We start from the raw sequence: 18,136 nt of genomic DNA, 5'->3' as shown, positions 1-18,136 counted from the left end.
ATTGTAATGGTTGATATACATGAGATATTAGAGACAGTAATAGCAAGCCCACAAGGTTGCACTATTGCAACCATCCTTCGGGTAGCCGGTTCATCATACCGGAAAGAAGGTTCAATGATGGTATTTGGAGAAGATGGGACAAAGGTTGGAATGCTCAGCGCGGGGTGTATCGAGGAAGAACTTTATCTTTATACTAAAGATTTAATTAATGAAAAATGGAGCATACATGAATTCGATATGAGGGAAGAAAATGATTTATCATGGGGAGTAGGGTGTAATGGAATTATTTATATATTATTAGAAAAAGTGAATTATATATATCAAGAGTATTTACGAAAAGTAAGAGGATATACAGAAAAAGGGCTACGTGTTTGGATGATAAAAGATTTATTAAAATCGAAGACTCTTTTTTTTAGCGAAGAAGGAGGTGAATTTGGAGATTGGGAAGGAGAAATTCCAGCACTTTCTGAATTGAAAAATGGTTGGTATGAACATCTATATGTATATTGCTTCGAACCACGACCAAAATTGTTTGTAATTGGTGCAGGAGAAGATGCCAAGCCACTTGTCTCCTTAGCAAAAAAACAGGATTTTTTGTTACTATTTGTGATTGGAGAGAGGGATTATGCACACCGCTACGGTTTCCAGAAGCGGATAGGCATGTTGTCGGTTTTCCAAAAAAGATTCTATCCAGGATATCTATAAAGAAACAGGATTTTATAATGATAATGACACATCATTTCAAACGGGATCAAGAACTACTTAGTCTATTGCAGAACCATCCTTGTCGTTACCTAGGTATTTTAGGGTCCCGATATCGTACCGTACGTTTGCTAGGAGGACTGGATAAACCTAAATGGATTTTCTCTCCTGCAGGTTTATCCATTGGATCCGAGGGACCAATGGAAATTGCTATAAGCATTCTGGCAGAAATGATACAAATAATGAGGATGAAGAACGATGAAAATAGTAGGGATATATCTAGCAGCTGGAAAGAGTAGAAGAACAGGTCCGGGGTTACATAAGCTGTACCTTCCAACTGGAAATACATTACTTGGGAATAAAGCATTACATACATCACTTTCTTCCAATTTGAGTGATGTTATAGTAGTTTCAAATCAACCGTCTTGGTTGTTACATTATACACAAGTTGAAAGGGTTCATATTCTTTCTTGTGAAAAATCATGTCTGGGTCAATCTTACTCTCTCCATTGTGGTTTAGAAAAGGCAGAAAGTATGAATGCTGATGGAGTAGTAGTAATACTTGCAGATCAACCCTTTATCACAGTTAAGCTTTTAAATTCATTAATAGATAGTTATGAGCACCTCCCACAGCTTGATTATGTAGCTGCTAGCTTTCAAGGTATACCACAGCCACCAATTTTATTTTCAAAGGGGATTTTTCCGAGTTTAAAAAAACTAAAAGGGGATCAAGGTGCGCGCTCCATTTTCTTTGACAAGTCTTTTCAAGGTAAGATTACTGTATATAGCGATGCTAAATTATTTTATGATGTGGATACAATAGAGGATTATAATGTAATTAAGAATTCGCTATTGTAAAGGATATTTATATGTTTAATTTCGAGTCTATACAATTTAATTATCATTCAAAAATCACAAATTTAATTGGTTCATCTAAAAATACGTTATTCTTTCTATAATGAAATACTTCAATGCTAAGTTTTTCAAGTGTTTCTACTGCTTCAACTGGAACAGGGTATTTTGGAACGATTTGGATGATACTACCAATCATCGTATTCTCGTTTAATCATTCTCCTATGATTTCGTCATTTGTTATGAAACAGAGAGCTACGTATGGAATAAAAGCTACTGATGCCAAGTGTGCTCAAATACAAAAAGTTTGTTATATCATGACATTCGTTGTTGTTATGTTCTTTGTGTGGAGCAGTACTTTAAGTTTGACTCCAGATGATCTTAAGGTGGCAAAAGAACAGAACTTGTCAATCCTATCATATCTTGCTAATGAGCTTAATTCACCAGTAATTACTATTGCGGCTCCGATCATTGCATTTGTGGCTATTACAAAGTCTTTTCTTGGCCATTATATAGGAGCGTATGAGGTAATGCGTGACATAATTATCAAGTCCGGTAAAAAACGTGGGAAAGATATAGGAGAGAAAACAGTTAAGACAATGATTCTTACTTTTGTCGTATTAACATGCTGGTATGTTACTTATATAAATCCAAGTATTCTTGGAATAATTGATGCTCTTAGCGGTCCGTTAGTCGCTGCTATCTTATGTCTATTACCGATGTATGCGATTCGTAAAGTGCCAGTACTAGCAAAATACAGAGGGAAAATGAGTAATGTATTTGTAATTGTTATAGGAATACTTACTGTTCTAGCAAGTATTAAGTCATTATTTTAATTAACTATTGTTCGTTCGGATGCAAAAATAGTAGGATATGAAAAGAGAATAAAAGACTTTTAGCGGAACGGAATTATATATCAATATATAAGATATCATTAATAAAATATTCCTCACTCTTTATAAGACGTAGTAGTACGTCTTATAAAGAGTGACTACTTCATGGACTCAAAAGAAGGATGAAGTAGTTAGGAAAAGTTAACATCATGATTTTGGGATAGTATATACTGATGGTTTTGGAATTTTTGTTTTATCATAATTAAAAGTTTCTCTTGGATAGCAGTAAAGTCTTTCATAATTGGAATAGTATTAATACAAAGCAATGGTACTTCTGAATCACAAATTCCAGATATATTAGTGATAATAAAATCATAATTTTTTATAGAAGATTTAAATGAACTTAAACTTAACGAATCAATTAACTCTGTTTCAATAAATTTATTAAATTGATAATTTAACATGCCTTTAATGAATAGGGAATGTTCAAAATCAGAATCAAAAAATAAACCAATCTTAATTAGTTGTATTGTATTTAGTAGCTCAAAAAAAGCATTTTCCCAATGGGTTATCAATATATATAGGACTTCATTGAAAAAATAGGGTGTCCACTTAAAATCTTTATGGTATTTAAAATTTTGTAATTCCTCTTTTAAAATAAATATAAAATGAATAAACTCATGTGATACGTGAGTAGCAAAATATTTTCTATTACGATTTAAGATGAAATTTGGGCTGTTAACTCTATATTGCAAATTATATAATTTCATTATTATTTTTTTTCATTTTGAATAGGGATATTTATTTTATTTGAGATATTACTTAAAAGTTTTTTAATGTCATGAATGACAACACTTGAATTATCAATATTCTCCTTTAATATATATTCTAATTGATCGTAGGTATAAGCATATTTATTATTCAAAAAGAAATGAAATATTTGCATTAAGCTTTGTTTATTTAGATCAAGTTGAAATACCTGTTTGAATCTTTGAGAAAAGGGAATGTTTTTTAAAATATTTAAATTTCTATTATTAAATAGTTTTTCATTTAAATTTACTACATGTTTATTTTTAAGACGATAAATACTGATTATTAATAAGTATCTAAGTCTTATAATTTTTTGCGAATCCAGGGAAATACTATTATCCTTTGCCATATATACTATCATTTCATTAATTGTTTCCAACTGTAATTCTGAAAATAGCGGCTGTGAAATTCCATATTTTTCATAAATGTAATGGAGAATAAAATTCCGTACATTTTCTTCAGATCCTACTATTGAAACTGGATTATTTTTAATTTGGATATCATATTGAATTAGATGTGTATTTATTTTTTTGATTATTCGTCTAAGAGAAGAAGTACTAATAAATAGTTTTTCCGAAATACTATTTATATCATCAGTTTCTCTAAAAAAGATATGTTCCATAAAAGAAAACTCAGGACTAATAGATAGAGCTCGTTGATATATGTGAGAAATAGAATATTCAGATGGATAAACTAAAGTAATCCCATGCTGAGAAGTAACTATTTCAAAAGGTTTAAAGTCTTTATTTATTAATTGAATATCATTTCTTAGTACTCTCTCTGAACATTTTAGTAAAGTTGCTATATTACTTAAAGTAACCCATCCAACTTCTCTGTATAGAATTTCTAATAATTTCAAATGTCTAAGTAGATTTTTACTTAATATTTCCCTCATAGTTTACCCTCTTTTACAATTATATAAATAAAACATTCAAAATCTACCGCTATGTAGGTAGATCTTAGCATAAATAATTAGATGCCATTTGATACAATTAGTAAGGTCAATATTCCAGTATGAATATTCTTGTTAAAAATATTATATCATGTGTGGATTTAATAATATTTTTTTAGAGCTGGAATAGTAAAGCGTTATAAATAAATGAAATTAATAATTTAGATTTATAAGGAAAAAGATATGATGTTACAGGAAGGTGATATTTTTGCTTAATAAAATTGGAATATTCATAAATATATTTTATGAAAAAGAAGTAGCAAAATTATGTTTGAGTGTACTATTTCTCTATATACTATCTACTTATATGTTGACAAATTATGTGTTTAATATATACTCGTTTTCATTTCGTTATTCATGGAAGTTAATCCTAACATTATAATTATAACGGTTTCTTCTTTTTTTATCTTAGTTACTTTGAAGGATTTATTAATAAAAATAAAATTAGAACGTGAGAAAACATAGGGAATGCATGTCACCTAAATTCTTCGCCAAATGCTGAAACAATGTATCAGCTGTTTAAATTTTTTCATTAAGAGAACAAGGAGTTTTTGAAAAAGATGACAAGGTAACACCAATGTTGGTTATTAATGGATCAGACGATATTCACGTTCTTCAAGCAGAAACGTTTATTTTCAAAGTACGTCCAAATACCGATGTGTATTTAATTCCGAATACTGGCCATTGTGCAACCTCTAAATTACCAGAAGTTTTGCCTATCATTTACAAATGGTTGAAAGATCAACTGACTTCATGAAAATAGTAATTAAAAGACTAATTTGATCAATATTATATTCGAGTAAGGTGCTTACAATATAATTTTTCTACAAGATGGCACTCTCGAATAGTAAAATACTGCTGCCTAATAATTTAGGAAACACGATAAACCAGCTTAAGGATCCTTTTAGCATTTTAATTGAGATTTCAATCTTGTTCTAATTCTCCTAATTATTTAAAAAACGAAAAATCATTTTCTTTCAAGAGTTACAAAATAGAGCTTAACGTTTGGAAAGGCTACTAAAGAAGATATTTTGTTCTCTATGATTAAACGCTTTATTTATTCCAAGAGCTTATATTCGCTTTTGCCATCTTATTCAATAGGTAAAATATAAACTTGTATATTAACTGCCACGATAAGAGTAATGCTATTTGTTATAGTTTAAAAACTGATTTCAAATTTATGGGGATTTAGAAATTAACATTGAGCGCTTTAAGTGGTTCTTAATCAGTTATATATATATTTGTTTCTTAATAAGGTACAAGAATAAATTGATAATTTACTTATGTAAGACTGTTAATTATAAATAGAAAGAGTTGAATGTTGTTGTATAGCATCTACAAATCATCAGGAGAAGGTACCATAGAAATTAAAAATAGCTTTGGGGATAATAGCTGGATAAATATTAGCTCGCCTTCCAAAGAGGAACTTGAACATATATCTAAACAGTGTAATACACCAATTGAATTTTTAGAAAGTCCGTTAGATTTGGAGGAGAGCGCAAGGATTGAATATGATGTGGATACTAAATGCACATTAATAATTAATGATTTTCCTATTACCGATAAGAACAATGCTTCATTTATTACTATACCAATCGGTATAATTTTAGGAACTGATTATATAATTACTATTTGTTCTCAACCTTGTTTCTTTTTGGAGGATTTAATTGAAAATAATTTCAATACAAACATGAGGAGTCAATTAGCTCTAAAGGTTTTACTAATTATATCAACGCTATATAATAATAATTTAAAAAAATTAAACAAAGAACGTATTAAAATTGAGAGGAACTTGCGGATTTCTGTGACTAAAACGCAATTGTATAAATTAATGGAAATTGAAAAAAGTCTAGTTTATTTCCTAACATCTTTAACGGCAAATGGAGATGTAATAGAAAAGCTTCTTCGCACCACTTCAATTAAATTATATGAAGATGATAAAGATTTATTAGAAGAATTAATAATTGAAAACACTCAAGGAATAAAAACATCGGAACTTTATACTAGAATATTGGATAGTATAACTGATTCATATTCATCGGTAATCTCAAATGAGATGAATAATATCATGAAAACTCTCACTTTATTCACCGTTTTTTTAACTGTTCCAACACTTGTATTTAGTTTTTTTGGAATGAATGTCTCTATACCTCAAACTTCATGGGGGGAAACAATTGTTTTATCAATAATTTTTATTATATGGATAGCGCTGGCGTTATGGAGAAGGAAAATATTCTAATTTATTACAACTTCAAAAGTATGAGCATCAGCAAACCTTTTTACGTAAGGATTGACGATTTTTTTATAGGTAAGAAATTACGCGTGTTAAATATTTAACTTTATTAAAAATTGACTGATTAAAATAAAGAGGTAATAAAATGAATAATCTTGATAAAATTCAAGCAATGGTAATTTCCATTGGAAAGAAAATGCAAATGGAGTTATTTGAGCAAATACCAGTACCGAAACTTACAACATCACAGTTTTATATTTTAAAAATTATAAACTATTACGGTGCATTAAGAGCAAGTGAGCTGGCGAGAGAAATGAATGTAAAGCCAAGTACAATTACAGTTACAATTAATCGATTAATTGAACAAGGATTAGTCAATCGTTATCACGATAGAGAAGATCGCCGCGCCGTTATCATTGAACTAACAAAAAAAGGAGAATCTGTAGTTGAAGAAACTATTATCGCTCGTAATGAGCATATTGCTAAATACTTATCCCTTTTAGAATTTCAAGAGAAAGAGAAATTATTACAATTACTTGAAAAGTTAAGGGCGATAATATGCGGGAAACCAGAGAAAGAGTAACAAGACTTGAGAGAGCTTTAAAGTGTATGTAGTTTGATTTTTCATGAACTGTTCTACATCTGTTAGGTTTTATGATGTATTCACGATAATAAATCGTAATATCGCATAATAAGATACATCTTTATTGCAAGATTCATTATTTTGTTGTAGATCCTTACGCTGTGTTTTCAAAAGATAGAATGTCAATTTTGGTAATCCTAGCATTGTACACAATTTTATTACAAACATGTTATCTTTCACTTCATTCCAATATATCATAGCGGAACTTGGGTCTTTGTAGTAATGGAACAAGAACGGCAATAAGACTTAATTGTGTTAGCAAAAATCAGGGTTTTTGCTAATGATAAAAACGGTATTAAATAAAGCTTGGATGTGTTAATACTACGTTATCAAAATAGCTTGTAGATTAAGCCTTTTTTAAAACTGATGCATATGGGGGAAAACCCCCATGCCCATCAACTTAAGAATCCAAACAAAATGAACTTTCGTCCATATGAACGGAAAAAGTCTTAAAATATTTTGTGTCCTGAAAAATGAGCATACCAAATAAACCTCAATCAACCTAATTTTAAAAATTATGCAATTTTCTTTTGTTTTTCCAATCCACTATACTCATAAATAATACCCAGGATATCAAAGACTGTTTTCTTCTCATATCTGTGAGATTTTCGTCCATTTTTCAGTAAGAGGCTGAATAGACGGCACAAGATTTTTGTTATTTCTTGAGTGGTTTGTTGTATAGCCTGATATAAGATGTATAGATGATCTTGTATCATTCCAATGGCTTTATATTCGCTTAATTCTTTTTGTTTCTTTTGTAAAATCAACTGTCGCATCTTAAACATAGTAGAAGAACATAGAAATATAGCAATAAGTTTTCCATAAATATGACATTCCAATCGCTCTTGTTTGATATTTTGCCAATGATGGATTTGAAAAAGTGATTTCCAAGTTTTAAAGATAATTTCGATTTGCCAACGAAGAGAGTAAAAATCATGTATTTGTTCCATCGGAACAATCTCCCAAGGTGTATTGGTAACATATATGTTAATGCCAGCTAATCTTTTACTTTTCTCTGAATATGTAATGCCCTTTTTACTTTCCGTATACACTCGTTTTTTCATACGCTCATGAAGTTGTTTTTCAGTTAATCGATACATAATAACTCGTGTGAATAGTTTTTTATCCTTTCCAATATAACCATCTGTTATTTCATGGACCTGTCCTGGTTTTAAGGTATTCATAATGTGTTCTAAATCAACTTTGATGTACTGAGATTGTTTTTTTACTGCCCCATTTCGAAAGTATTCAGGAAACTCATTTTTGATATACACCATATTATTTAGTTTAAGCCGCGATATATAATACACGCCTCTTTGTTCCATTTGATCTAAATCATCTAGTGAATAATAGCCTAAATCTCGAATACATAGATCGCCGGGCCGTAATGTCGCTAAACATTCTGTTCCAAAGGTCTTATCATTATTTTTCCCCGGTTCAACTTGAAAATTTAAAAACTGTCCGCTATGTAAATCATATTCTAACTGAATTTTTATACCCGCTGTTTGTGCACAACCACCTGATCCAGGATACACGCTTGCTAAATGTTTTGGCACTTGGAAAATCGTTGCATCTAAAATACGAATTCGTTGAAAATAAGCGCTTGAAGAGCTTGGAATTACTGATGTTTCACAAATTTTATTTTTTAATAATACAGAGAAAATATGTTTTAATAAGCAAACAGCTTTTTTATTGAAACGTTTATTGAGTCCTTCCGGACTAATAAGAGTTCCTGTAGCTGCATGAAGTTGACTACACAGTCTAACTAAAGAATCACTCGCTACCCGTTGACTAATCCAAACACAGATAGTGGCTAAATCGTGCCCCGAAAACTTACGCTTTCGTTGTACAAAATCTAGTTCTCTAGCAAGTCTTTCTAAAAATGAAGGAGAGAGATATTGGTGTAATTCTTCAGCAAATAGTTGTAATTCATCTTGAATCGAAATATTCATAAAAAACTTCATCCTTTCTGTATATTTCTACAAAAAGAATAGTGTTTTTTTCATTTTATAGATACAAATTTATAAAGTTGATTTGTATAGAAGGATATCATTGGAAATATAGGATGTTAAAAATTCTAACTATTGACGTATATACATTACTAATGTAATATATATATTACAAAGGAAATAAATGTATTGGAGGCTTCTAATATGCTTACCAAAGTAAAGCGAATTCGACTTGAAAAGGGTATGACACAGGGGGAATTAGCAAAATTAACAAATGTAAGTAGACAGACAATCGGTCTAATAGAAAAAGGCGAATACAATCCATCTTTGAAATTATGTATTGAAATTTGCAAAAGTCTAGATGTTACATTAAATGATTTATTTTGGGAGGAAGATTAATGACTAAGTTATTAAAATTATATCTTTTCGGAAAAGGTACTTCTGTTGATGAGCGAGAACAAAATACAGCATTTGAAATAATGGCGAACGCTGGAATATTATCTAGCATTATCTGTTTTGGAGCTATAATATATGATGTAATTTTAAATAAAGAAGTGACATCACTTGGTACGCTATCCTTAATTATCCTTTTAATAACATCATGTTATATATTTATAATGATGCGCATAAAAAAAGTGTACTTACGTTATACAAGTAATAAAACATTAATACGAAATTCGATAATTTCAGGCTTTATGTTTTATGTTTTATATACTTTGTTACCGCATTTATCTGGAGAACCCATTACTATGAGAGACCTTACTGGCAACATTATATGGGGAGGACTTTTCGGTTTATGTATGTATGGATTTGGTAAATATAATAGTAAAAAAGCGGAAGAAGATGAACTATAATATTAATCTTATTGCATTATTTCTTTAATAATCGGTACCTGCTATATAAAGGTTAAATTTTTATAATACTTTCAGAATGTAAATATGGATTTTTTTATTTATATCTTTGATGTGAAAATTTTGAATTACAGAGGTTTCTTATAATTTGATTTGATTTTCAAAAAAAATTGTGCTGTTTGACGGTGATTTATGTTACATGGTAGCATGTAGATAATTTAATCAAGGCGGTGGAAAATTATTGGAATCAGATGTTGACTCGGATAGGTGGCTGAACTACCTCAATTTTCTCAGAGTACCCCTAATAATTAGGAGAATTTAAGTTATATAAAATAATATTTTAAGTTGTATACAGCAGTATTTAGGGAATGAGAAAAATTTATCAGGAGGTGGATCCTTTAGTTTCAAGGAAGCTAAGGGGATTAGTTGAACATATTAAGTTTAATCATGGTAGTAGTTTTAATCGCTTTTACAGCATTTTTCGTCGCGATAGAATTTGCCATAGTAAAAATAAGAGGATCAAAGATTGACCAATTTGTATTAGAAGGAAAGAAAGGTGCGCTTGCAGCTAAAAAGGTGACCACAAACCTGGATGAATATTTGTCAGCTTGTCAATTGGGGATTACAGTGACAGCGATGGGACTAGGTGCACTAGGTGAGCCAACCATCGAAAGACTTTTACACCCCTTATTTGATAAAGTGCATATCAATCCTTCCATTGCAAGTTTATTATCTTTAGGAATTGCCTTTACTATCATGACGTACTTACATGTCGTAGTAGGAGAATTAGCACCAAAAACATTTGCGATTCAAAAGGCTGAAAAGATTACTTTATTACTTTCGCCTCCGCTTATTTGGTTCTATAAAATCATGTACCCATTTATACGATTGTTAAATGGCTCTGCAAGGATGATAACAGGGCTATTCGGCCTAAAACCAGCATCAGAGCATGACGTGGCTCATACAGAAGAAGAATTACGGCTCATTCTCTCTGAAAGCTATGAGCGTGGAGAAATTAATCAAGCTGAGTATAAATATGTAAATAATATTTTTGAATTTGATAATCGTATTGCTAAAGAAATTATGGTCCCTCGAACGGAAATTATAGGACTACATGTAGATAATTCTTTAGCAGATCATATAAAAATAATTCGCCATGAAAAGTACACACGTTATCCTGTATTTGGAGAAGACAAAGATGAAATCATTGGGATGGTGAATGTGAAAGACTTCTTTATTCGTTACATAAATAAAGAAACTAAAGAATCCGATTCGATACACTTGTATACACGTCCAGTAATAGAAGCGATTGAAAGCATTCCAATACATGATCTTTTACTGCAAATGCAAAAGAAACGTATTCCATTGGCTGTATTGCATGATGAATATGGCGGTACAGCTGGTATTGTAACCATTGAGGATATTCTAGAAGAAATTGTAGGAGAAATCCGTGACGAATATGACGAAGATGAACGTCCGCCCATTCAGCAAATGAATGAATATCATTTCATAGTAGAAGGTAAGGTGCTCATTAGTGAATTAAACGATTTGCTGGGATTACATATGAATGATGAGGATGTTGACACGATTGGTGGTTGGATTATGATGCAGAATTATGATATCGAAGAAGGACAGACAATAAAAAGTGAAGAATATGAATTTAAGATTCTTTCTAAAGATGCCCATCAAATTAAAAGTGTCGAAATAAAAAAAGAAATTGAGCAAGCAGCAACTGTATAGTTGCTGCTTTTTATTTGTAGCGAAGTTATAGTTCTTAAATTTACAAGAAAGAGTTGTTGGAGAAGAGAGTGTATTTTATATGTCTTTTTAGCTATGTAGGGGGCAATATATATATCCATCACCCTAAAAAATTAATTGTTCTCCAAAACGAAAAAATGAACTTAATTCTCAGAAATATAACTAGAGAGAAAAAATTTTCGTTTTGGGTGTATTTCAAAATCTTAAGTTGATGGGTATGGGGAAAACCCCATATACAACAGTTTTAAAACATTAGATACTTTATTTACCAAGTTAATACTAGTTACATCAGTATAGGAAACAGTGGAAATCTAAATCTTTGTTTATATGTTAATTACCTCAAACGTATCCCTTCGAAGGCGTTTATAACCAAATCATGTACATAGGAATCATCCAACTTTTCACCAGTTACTAGCAAACGATAAAAAATTGGTCCGTAAATGAGATCGATGCTTAATTCAATATCGAGGTTTTCTTTTAATTCTCCTCTTTTAATTCCCTTCTCCAGAAGTTGCTTTGCTTGCAGTCGACGTGGTTGGAAGTATCGAACACGATATTCCTCTGCTAGTTTCGAATCAAATTGTCCTTCGCCAACTAACTCATTGATAATGGTTCCTTCTCGACTGATTAAAAAATTGGCTAAACTTGTGGCGTGAATTAAAATATCATTCAACGCTGAACCTGTGTCAGGTACAGGCAATCTGGCAGCAGCAGCAGAAAGAAAACCATCCATTACCACAGCAGCCTTATTTGGCCACCATTTATAAATCGTAGCTTTGCTGACTTTAGCACGTTCTGCAATTTTATCGACTGTGACTGCTTTAAAGCCACTTTCCAATAATAACTCATAGGACGCAGAAAGGATGGCCTTTTGGGTTTCAATATTACGTGGTCGACCTCTTTTACTTTGCACATTAATCATCCCTTTCAAAACATAAACTATACGTTTAGTATACTTAATACGAACAAAAAACGAAATAGCCTATTTACAAAACTAAACGTTTAGTATATATTTTAGTTAATTAATGAACTGTACGTTCAGTTTATTAATTAACTAACATCTTGTAATGGTATGGATATATTTAGGTTCCAAAAATCACAAATTACATTGCTAAAAAACATTTAGAAAAGGGGGGGAAAGAGAGGAAATTGGACCTTTTAAAAGCAGAATGGAAATTAGCTCAGACTTAATTTATTACAATAAAAAATGGCATCGCAGTAGTACTTGCCAAAGTGATTTAGTAATTTTGAAATAAAAGTATGGGAGGAAATACTTATGTCTAATTTTAAAAATAAAGCAATTGATAAGGACATTTCATCAGGTTTAATCATTCTTTTAGCAACTGCATGTGGTATTATTGTGGCTAATCTTTATTATGCACAGCCTTTAATTGGGCTAATTAGTAATGAAATTGGGCTTTCTAATAGTAGCGCTGGATTAATTGTAACGCTAACTCAAATTGGATATGTTGTTGGCTTATTATTTCTTGTGCCTTTGGGGGATATTGTTGAGAATAAAAAATTGATACTTATATTGTTATTTTTAAGTGCATTTGCACTCATTTCTATGGTTTTTGTAAAAAGCGCAACCTTGTTGTTAATTGCTTCATTCTTTATCGGCCTGGGTTCGGTCGCAGCGCAAGTGCTCGTACCTCTTGTATCATATCTTTCATCTGAGAATGCACGCGGTCGCGTAGTTGGCAATGTCATGAGTGGTCTGTTATTAGGTATTATGCTTGCGCGACCGATATCTAGTCTAGTAGCCGATATGTGGGGATGGAATGCAATATTTGCTTTATCTGCTACTGTAATTATTGTTTTAGCGTTTGTATTATCGAAAGTACTCCCTACTAGGAAACCAAAGGCAAAAACAAATTATATAGCCTTACTTAATTCAATGTGGCAACTGCTACGTACTACTCCAATTTTACGCCGTCGCGCCATTTATCATGCTTGTGTATTTGGGGCTTTTAGTTTATTCTGGACCACTGTTCCATTATTATTATCTAGTCCTGCTTTTCATTTTTCTCAGACTGCCATAGCATTATATGCACTTGTCGGAATTACAGGTGCAATAGCCGCTCCAATAGGTGGTCGTCTAGCTGATCTTGGCTGGACACGACCTGCCACTGGGATAGCTCTCACTGTTGTTATTATTTCTTTAATACTCCCACTTTTTATTCAAAGTAGCTCGCCCTTTGGAATAGCTGTTTTAGTAATTGCTGCAATTCTGTTGGACATGGGAGTATCTGCAAACCTTGTGCTTAGCCAACGTTTAATTTTCTCGTTGAGTCCAGAAATTCGTAGTCGATTAAATGGACTATTTATGGCTATTTTCTTTTTAGGAGGTGCTGTTGGATCCTTTATTGGAGGATGGGCATATGCCTTAGGAGGATGGAATCTAACATTATGGATAGGAATCGCTTTTCCGACCATAGCCTTGCTTTATTTTACTAGAGAAAAATAGTTTTATAATCAAATTTAAACAGCCCAGATTCGTTTGAATGCTTCTTCATTAGTATGTCCGAGTTTTATAGATTAATTGCGGTTATTTTGAAGTTTTTATATCAGAACCAGACTTTTTTTCTATATTGCTGTAATTGAAAAAGACTCACCTTGTTGAATATATTTGAAATGCAATAAAAAAGAGCTTGTGCCAAAACACAGACTCTCTTTAAGTTGAAATGAATATATATATAGCCACCACTTTAGAGAAGGAAACGGTAGAGAGAATAGAATATGGCTAGATTTAATCTTTAAAAATGAACTTCATCAGGTGGTCGACTGCAATAAAATTGATAAAGAAGATTATTTACTGCAATGGAACGCAGCCCAATTAAAGATATTGAAATTAAGCATTTACTCCAAAATGCATTAGTAGACGAAATAAATAGTCATGAAATATTCATGAAAAGTATTAATATTATTTACTATCATGAGGGATATACCGAATATAATATAGAGGATTTATAAAACAAAAAGGGCTGAGATAGCCTTTTTGTTTTACACTTTGACGAGTATTTTTTATGAAAAAATACGTTATTCTTTTTGTAAAATTAATAAGAAAGGATGACGTTTTTGTATGTCTATTTCTGTATCCGATGAATTACAACTATTTACTTAAGAAATTCAAAGATTTTTATCGCTAAATATCTTACGAAATCTTGCCAGAGAGTTTGGTTTCTTGCGATGAACCCGTAAATTTCAAACAAAAAATATACCCAATTCATGAGTAAGAATGAAAAAAGAAAAAAATTCTATAATGTTTTATTTAATATCAGTTTATAGGGAAATTCATGTAATTAAATATGAAATAATACATATTATAATGATTTATTAAGATAAAATGTTATATTTTTGGATGGAATATATAAATGGAGGAAATGTAATGAACAAGAATTTAAAATTCACCCAAATGATGATTGGGATTAGTACAATGGCATTATCATTTGGAAGTATTCAAACACAGGTATCAGCAGAAGAAACAGCACCCTATAATATCTTACAGATGAAACCAATGGGGACAGAAACTTCAAAAGATGAAATTGTACATGCTACAAAAGCGGACGAAACTTTGACTTTTGAAGAGCGTTTAAAAATAGGAGATTTTTCACAACGTCCTACTCCGGTTATGAAACGTGATGAAATTCAATTAAAGCAAAGCTATACTTTGGCAGAACTGAATAAAATGCCTAATAGCGAACTCATTGATACATTATCAAAAATTTCTTGGAATCAAATTACGGATTTATTTCAATTCAATCAAGATACGAAAGCATTTTATCAGAATAAAGAACGCATGAACGTTATCATTAATGAATTAGGACAACGAGGAAGGACGTTTACGAAAGAAAATTCAAAGGGCATTGAAACATTTGTTGAAGTATTACGTTCTGCTTTTTATGTGGGATATTATAATAATGAATTAAGTTACTTAAAAGAGAGAAGCTTCCATGACAAGTGTTTACCCGCATTGAAAGCGATTGCGAAAAATCCAAACTTCAAATTAGGTACAGCTGAGCAAGATAGAGTCGTAACTGCGTATGGAAAATTAATTGGTAATGCCTCTAGTGATACTGAAACAGTACAGTATGCGGTAAATATTTTAAAACAATATAATGATAATCTTTCTACGTATGAAAGCGATTATGCGAAAGGACAAGCCGTATATGAAATTGTAAAAGGAATTGATTATGATATACAGTCTTATTTGCAGGATACGAATAAGCAACCTAATGAAACAATGTGGTATGGAAAGATTGATAACTTTATAAATGAGGTTAATAGAATTGCTCTCGTGGGGAATATAACAAATGAAAATAGTTGGCTAATTAATAATGGCATTTATTATGCAGGTCGTTTAGGGAAATTTCATAGTAATCCATACAAAGGATTGGAAGTTATTACACAAGCGATGAGCTTGTATCCTCGTCTAAGTGGACCTTATTTTGTAGCAGTAGAACAAATGAAAACAAACTATGGTGGAAAAGATTATAGTGGAAATGCAGTAGATCTACAGAAAATACGTGAAGAAGGGAAACGACAATACTTACCTAAAACATATACATTTGATGACGGATCAATTGTCTTCAAGACGGGAGATAAAGTAACAGAAGAAAAAATTAAGAAATTATATTGGGCAGCCAAAGAAGTAAAAGCACAATATCACCGTGTAATTGGTAATGATAAAGCGCTAGAACCAGGTAACGCTGATGATGTACTAACAATAGTAATTTATAATAATCCAGATGAATATCAATTAAATAGACAATTATATGGATATGAAACAAACAACGGTGGAATTTATATTGAAGAGAAGGGGACCTTCTTTACATATGAGCGTACGCCAAAGCAGAGTATTTATAGTTTAGAAGAGTTATTCCGTCATGAATTCACTCATTATTTACAAGGAAGGTATGAGGTTCCTGGTTTATTTGGAAGCGGAGAAATGTATCAAAATGAACGATTAACTTGGTTCCAAGAAGGAAATGCAGAATTTTTTGCAGGATCTACACGTACAAATAATGTTGTTCCGCGTAAAAGTATGATAAGTGGCTTATCATCTAATCCAGCAAGCCGTTATACAGCAAAGCAAACTTTGTTCTCAAAATATGGATCATGGGACTTTTATAAGTATTCCTTTGCAATACAGTCATATTTGTATAATCATCAATTTGAAACATTTGATAAGCTTCAAGATTTAATCCGTACAAACGATGTGAAAAATTATGACTCATATCGTGAATCATTGAGCAACAATACACAATTGAATGCAGAATATCAAGCGTATATGCAGCAGTTGATTGATAATCAAGAAAAATATAATGTACCGCAAGTAACAAATGATTATTTAATTCAACACGCACCAAAGCCGCTAGCTGAAGTGAAAAACGAAATTGTGGATGTAGCAAATATAAAAGATGCCAAAATTACAAAATATGAGTCGCAATTCTTTAATACATTTACCGTGGAAGGCAAGTACACAGGTGGTACATCAAAAGGTGAGTCTGAAGATTGGAAAGCGATGAGTAAACAAGTAAACCAAACTTTAGAGCAGTTATCCCAAAAAGGTTGGAGTGGTTATAAAACAGTTACAGCCTATTTTGTAAACTATCGTGTGAATGCAGCTAACCAGTTTGAATATGATATTGTTTTTCATGGTGTTGCAACAGAGGAAAAGGAAAAAACAACTACTACAGTAAATATGAATGGACCATACAGTGGGATAGTAAATGAAGAGATTCAATTTCATAGCGATGGTACAAAAAGTGAAAATGGAAAAGTTATTTCTTATCTATGGAACTTTGGAGATGGTACTACAAGTACAGAAGCAAATCCTACCCATGTATATGGAGAAAAAGGAACATACACTGTGGAACTAACAGTAAAAGATAGTAGAGGAAAAGAAAGCAAAGAACAAACAAAAGTTACTGTAAAACAAGATCCGCAAACAGGTGAATCTTATGAAGAGGAGAAGGTACTCCCGTTTAATACGCTTGTAAAAGGAAATCTGATTACTCCTGATCAAACAGATGTTTATACGTTTAATGTTACAGATCCAAAAGAAGTAGATATTTCTGTGGTAAATGAACAAAATATTGGGATGACATGGGTGCTTTATCATGAATCAGACATGCAAAATTATGTAGCTTGTGGTGAAGATGAAGGAAATGTTATAAAGGGGAAATTCGCAGCGAAACCAGGTAAATATTATTTAAATGTATATAAATTCGATGATAAAAACGGTGAATATTCATTATTAATAAAATGAATTTATTTCTAACATGTATAGAATGGCTATTTTAAAGAGGAGTCTGTTAATATAGGCTCCTCCTACTTTTTATTTACATATTGGGAGAGCACCACATCACCATCAAGCTAATACTTTCATATCCCCCTAAATTAAAATTTTCTTTCTCTACAGATAATTATTCTGAGAAGCCGTTCATTTTTTGTTTTGGGGGTATTTCTTTTTCTAAAGTTGTGATGGGTATGTATGGTGACCTCTATTAGACAATAGTGAATGAACAATTTCGGGGTTCAGTTCAACTTT

13 protein-coding genes and 3 pseudogenes are annotated in these 18,136 nt (G+C 31.6%); 12 read left to right on the top strand and 4 right to left on the bottom strand.

The window, feature by feature from the left end:
- Positions 1 to 6 precede the first annotated feature (6 nt).
- From PDQ40_RS08370 to PDQ40_RS08360, 3 genes and pseudogenes are all read left to right on the top strand, one after another.
- A pseudogene (locus PDQ40_RS08370) lies at positions 7 to 1,001 on the top strand (XdhC family protein).
- Positions 961 to 1,560, top strand: coding sequence for a xanthine dehydrogenase accessory protein PucB (gene pucB / locus PDQ40_RS08365; protein WP_270691355.1), 600 nt, complete (start codon positions 961 to 963; stop codon positions 1,558 to 1,560). The pseudogene PDQ40_RS08370 and the gene pucB overlap by 41 nt, the downstream one beginning before the upstream one ends.
- 104 nt (positions 1,561 to 1,664) lie before the next feature.
- Positions 1,665 to 2,390 (top strand): annotated as a pseudogene (locus tag PDQ40_RS08360) (hypothetical protein); the annotation flags it as partial.
- 188 nt (positions 2,391 to 2,578) lie between these two features.
- Here the strand turns inward: PDQ40_RS08360 and PDQ40_RS08355 are convergent.
- Both PDQ40_RS08355 and PDQ40_RS08350 read right to left on the bottom strand, forming a co-directional pair.
- A complete protein-coding gene (locus tag PDQ40_RS08355) occupies positions 2,579 to 3,157 on the bottom strand; it encodes a hypothetical protein (protein ID WP_270691354.1) in 579 nt (192 codons plus the stop codon).
- A 2-nt stretch (positions 3,158 to 3,159) separates the two neighbouring features.
- The gene (locus tag PDQ40_RS08350; RefSeq protein WP_270691353.1) at positions 3,160 to 4,092 is read right to left on the bottom strand and encodes a helix-turn-helix domain-containing protein; all 933 of its coding nucleotides are present in this window, start codon (positions 4,090 to 4,092) and stop codon (positions 3,160 to 3,162) included.
- A gap of 634 nt (positions 4,093 to 4,726) precedes the next feature.
- On the opposite strand from PDQ40_RS08350, the gene PDQ40_RS08345 reads away from it, so the two are divergent.
- The 3 genes from PDQ40_RS08345 (at position 4,727) to PDQ40_RS08335 (ending at position 6,965) form a co-directional block, all read left to right on the top strand.
- Positions 4,727 to 4,906: a hypothetical protein gene (locus PDQ40_RS08345; protein ID WP_061401891.1), complete on the top strand. Its 180-nt coding sequence runs from the start codon at positions 4,727 to 4,729 to the stop codon at positions 4,904 to 4,906.
- Positions 4,907 to 5,473: 567 nt separating this feature from the next.
- Positions 5,474 to 6,388, top strand: a complete 915-nt coding sequence (locus PDQ40_RS08340) for a magnesium transporter CorA family protein (RefSeq protein WP_000286962.1) — start codon at positions 5,474 to 5,476, stop codon at positions 6,386 to 6,388.
- Between the two features lie 139 nt (positions 6,389 to 6,527).
- Entirely contained in the window at positions 6,528 to 6,965 is a 438-nt protein-coding gene (locus tag PDQ40_RS08335) for a MarR family winged helix-turn-helix transcriptional regulator (protein ID WP_048556935.1), read from the top strand.
- A gap of 575 nt (positions 6,966 to 7,540) precedes the next feature.
- Here the strand turns inward: PDQ40_RS08335 and PDQ40_RS08330 are convergent.
- The gene (locus PDQ40_RS08330; RefSeq protein WP_270691352.1) at positions 7,541 to 8,977 is read right to left on the bottom strand and encodes an IS4 family transposase; all 1,437 of its coding nucleotides are present in this window, start codon (positions 8,975 to 8,977) and stop codon (positions 7,541 to 7,543) included.
- Between the two features lie 201 nt (positions 8,978 to 9,178).
- Between PDQ40_RS08330 and PDQ40_RS08325 the strand changes: the two genes are divergently transcribed.
- From PDQ40_RS08325 to PDQ40_RS08315, 3 genes are all read left to right on the top strand, one after another.
- Positions 9,179 to 9,373 carry a helix-turn-helix transcriptional regulator gene (locus PDQ40_RS08325; RefSeq protein ID WP_270691351.1) on the top strand — a complete coding sequence of 65 codons (195 nt, stop codon included), beginning with the start codon at positions 9,179 to 9,181 and terminating at the stop codon, positions 9,371 to 9,373.
- A complete protein-coding gene (locus PDQ40_RS08320; RefSeq protein ID WP_069355900.1) occupies positions 9,373 to 9,828 on the top strand; it encodes a hypothetical protein in 456 nt (151 codons plus the stop codon). The genes PDQ40_RS08325 and PDQ40_RS08320 overlap by 1 nt, the downstream gene beginning before the upstream one ends.
- Before the next feature lie 444 nt (positions 9,829 to 10,272).
- The gene (locus tag PDQ40_RS08315) at positions 10,273 to 11,565 is read left to right on the top strand and encodes a hemolysin family protein (protein ID WP_442866578.1); all 1,293 of its coding nucleotides are present in this window, start codon (positions 10,273 to 10,275) and stop codon (positions 11,563 to 11,565) included.
- Between the two features lie 352 nt (positions 11,566 to 11,917).
- Here the strand turns inward: PDQ40_RS08315 and PDQ40_RS08310 are convergent, their stop codons facing one another.
- Positions 11,918 to 12,496 (bottom strand): TetR/AcrR family transcriptional regulator, encoded by a 579-nt coding sequence (locus tag PDQ40_RS08310; RefSeq protein WP_001190900.1) that lies wholly within the window; start codon positions 12,494 to 12,496, stop codon positions 11,918 to 11,920.
- Between the two features lie 363 nt (positions 12,497 to 12,859).
- On the opposite strand from PDQ40_RS08310, the gene PDQ40_RS08305 reads away from it, so the two are divergent.
- The 3 genes and pseudogenes from PDQ40_RS08305 (at position 12,860) to colA (ending at position 17,854) form a co-directional block, all read left to right on the top strand.
- Positions 12,860 to 14,050, top strand: a complete 1,191-nt coding sequence (locus PDQ40_RS08305; RefSeq protein ID WP_270691349.1) for an MFS transporter — start codon at positions 12,860 to 12,862, stop codon at positions 14,048 to 14,050.
- Positions 14,051 to 14,281: 231 nt separating this feature from the next.
- A pseudogene (locus tag PDQ40_RS08300) lies at positions 14,282 to 14,556 on the top strand (protein adenylyltransferase Fic); the annotation flags it as partial.
- A gap of 415 nt (positions 14,557 to 14,971) precedes the next feature.
- Complete coding sequence (gene colA / locus PDQ40_RS08295; protein ID WP_270691348.1) at positions 14,972 to 17,854, top strand: collagenase ColA; 2,883 nt, start codon at positions 14,972 to 14,974, stop codon at positions 17,852 to 17,854.
- Positions 17,855 to 18,136: the final 282 nt, after the last annotated feature.

The organism is Bacillus cereus group sp. Bc061 (assembly GCF_027715825.1).
Classification (GTDB): Bacteria; Bacillota; Bacilli; order Bacillales; family Bacillaceae_G; genus Bacillus_A; species Bacillus_A paranthracis.
Note: the sequence above shows the minus strand (reverse complement) of the source record. Positions and strands in the feature narration are given on the sequence as shown.